The sequence below is a fragment of the Candidatus Eisenbacteria bacterium genome (assembly GCA_016867495.1).
Classification (GTDB): domain Bacteria; phylum Eisenbacteria; class RBG-16-71-46; order CAIMUX01; family VGJL01; genus VGJL01.
Genome location: VGJL01000347.1, coordinates 1 through 1,784, shown reverse-complemented (window position 1 = coordinate 1,784; position 1,784 = coordinate 1). Strand labels below are relative to the sequence as shown.

At 69.5% G+C, this 1,784-nt stretch carries 3 protein-coding genes; 1 reads left to right on the top strand and 2 read right to left on the bottom strand.

Annotated elements, in window-relative coordinates; genetic code table 11:
* The coding region (locus FJY88_14160; GenBank protein ID MBM3288471.1) for a DEAD/DEAH box helicase at nt 1–1,201 on the bottom strand (1,201 nt) is incomplete at its 3' end.
* 57 nt (nt 1,202–1,258) lie between these two features.
* Between FJY88_14160 and rpmB the strand changes: the two genes are divergently transcribed.
* Nucleotides 1,259–1,492, top strand: coding sequence for a 50S ribosomal protein L28 (rpmB, locus tag FJY88_14155; protein MBM3288470.1), 234 nt, complete (start codon nt 1,259–1,261; stop codon nt 1,490–1,492).
* Between the two features lie 90 nt (nt 1,493–1,582).
* Here the strand turns inward: rpmB and FJY88_14150 are convergent.
* On the bottom strand, nt 1,583–1,784 hold a 202-nt coding region (locus tag FJY88_14150), incomplete at its 5' end, for a tetratricopeptide repeat protein (GenBank protein ID MBM3288469.1).

Below are 1,784 nucleotides of genomic sequence, written 5' to 3'. Positions count from 1 at the left end.
CTTCGATGATCGCGTGGGTTCCGACAAGCGTGTCGACCTGTCCCTCCGCGAGGCGTCCCAGGATCTCCCGGCGCTCCCTCCCCGGCGTCGACCCGAGAAGAAGCGCGACGCGCATCCCGACCGGATCGAGGATCGCGCGCAACGCGCCCGCGAGCTGGATCGCGAGGACTTCGGTCGGCGCCATGACGCAGCTCTGGCTCTCGGCGCTCGCCGCCCATGCGCACGCGAGGGCCGCCACCACGGTCTTCCCCGACCCGACCTCGCCCTGGAGAAGGCGCATCGCTGGGCGCTCCCCCTGGAGGTCGGCCAGGATCGCGGAAATCGCATCCTCCTGCTCGTCCGTCAGGCGGTAGGGAAGCCGATCTCGGACGGCGCGCAGCCGATCCGGATCCCCGCGGAGCGGGCGGGCGCTCGCCGCCGTGGAACGCTCCTCCCGGGCCCGCTTGAGCAGGAGCTGCAGGACCAGCAGCTCCTCGAAAGAGAGCCTCCTGCGCGAGCGTTCCGCTTCTTCCAGAGTCGAGGGGAAGTGGACTGCCCGGAGCGCCCTGTCCCGGGGCGGCAGATCGAGCCGGTCGAGGATGTGGCGGGGAATCGGGTCTTCTCCCGGATCGCCCGCCAGGCGCAGGGCCGTTTCCGCCAACCCGCGCAGGAAGCGCTGGCTCAGCCCCTGCGTCGTCGGGTAGACGGGCAGGATGCCGGCGCGACCGCTCACGGGCTCCTGGCCGGACTCGGCCAGATCGAAGTCCGGATTCACGAGGCACAGGCCTTGAAAGAGGCGCACCCGGCCGCTGAGCAGCAGGCGCGCCCCGGGGCGCACGATCCTGGAGAGGTAGGGCTGGCCGAACCATACGACCGAGAGCCGCCCCGTTCCGTCCTCCACCGTCGCAAGGAGATCCTGGCGGCCTCCGCGGACCCTGCGCACTCGCGCCCCGATCACTTCGCCGGCAACGGTCGCGGCCATCTCGGGAGCGAGGCCATCGATTCCGACGACTCGCCTCCGATCGAGATAGGCCCGAGGCAGATGGAGAAGGAGGTCCCCGATCGTGTGGATCATGAGCTTCGAGAGAAGGGCCGCCCTGCCGGGTCCGACCCCTTTGAGAAAGCCGACCTCCCGATCGAGAAGGGATGCGCCAGGCCCCCCGGGGGCAGGGCACACCCCCCCCACGGGGGACGTGGAGGGGGGTCGACTGCGTCTTGCCATCGTCACCTCGGTGCCGTAGACTACGAGTTTGCGTCTCGGTGAGCCAGGAGGTAGTTCATGTCACGCATCTGCGACATCTGCGGGAAGGGGATCCAGTTCGGCAGCCAGATCTCCCATGCCCATAACGTTTCCCACCGCACATGGAATCCGAATCTCCAGCGGGTCAGGGCGATCGTGGACGGAAAGCCGGTCCGGCTGCGCGTCTGCACGGGCTGCCTGCGCTCGGATCGGGTGCAGAAGCAGGACCGCAAGGTCAAGTCGGTGGAGGAGCGGGGATCGGTCGGCGCCTAGCCGGCTAGCATCCTGTGGAGCGGGGCGGTCAAGCCGCCTTGGTTCCCCTGCCGTTCTGACCCTCGGACTCCCCGCCCTGTTCAACGCGAGCTACAGATCGATCACGAGAGACTCGTCCGCAAAGGCCCGCGCGACGGGGTGCGTCGGATCGCGGCGCAGGAGCTCCGCCATCTCCCCGCGCGCCCCGTCCTTCAGGCCAAGGGCGAAGAGGGCGAGGCCCAGGCCGATGCGCGCGTCCGTGTGCCCCGGATCGATCTCGAGCGCCTTCTCGAAGGAGACTCTCGCCTCTTCG

Bases quoted from the DNA above. Each gene is read 5' to 3' on its own strand.
- rpmB (MBM3288470.1), top strand. From the start codon at position 1,259: ATGTCACGCATCTGCGACATCTGCGGGAAGGGGATCCAGTTCGGCAGC.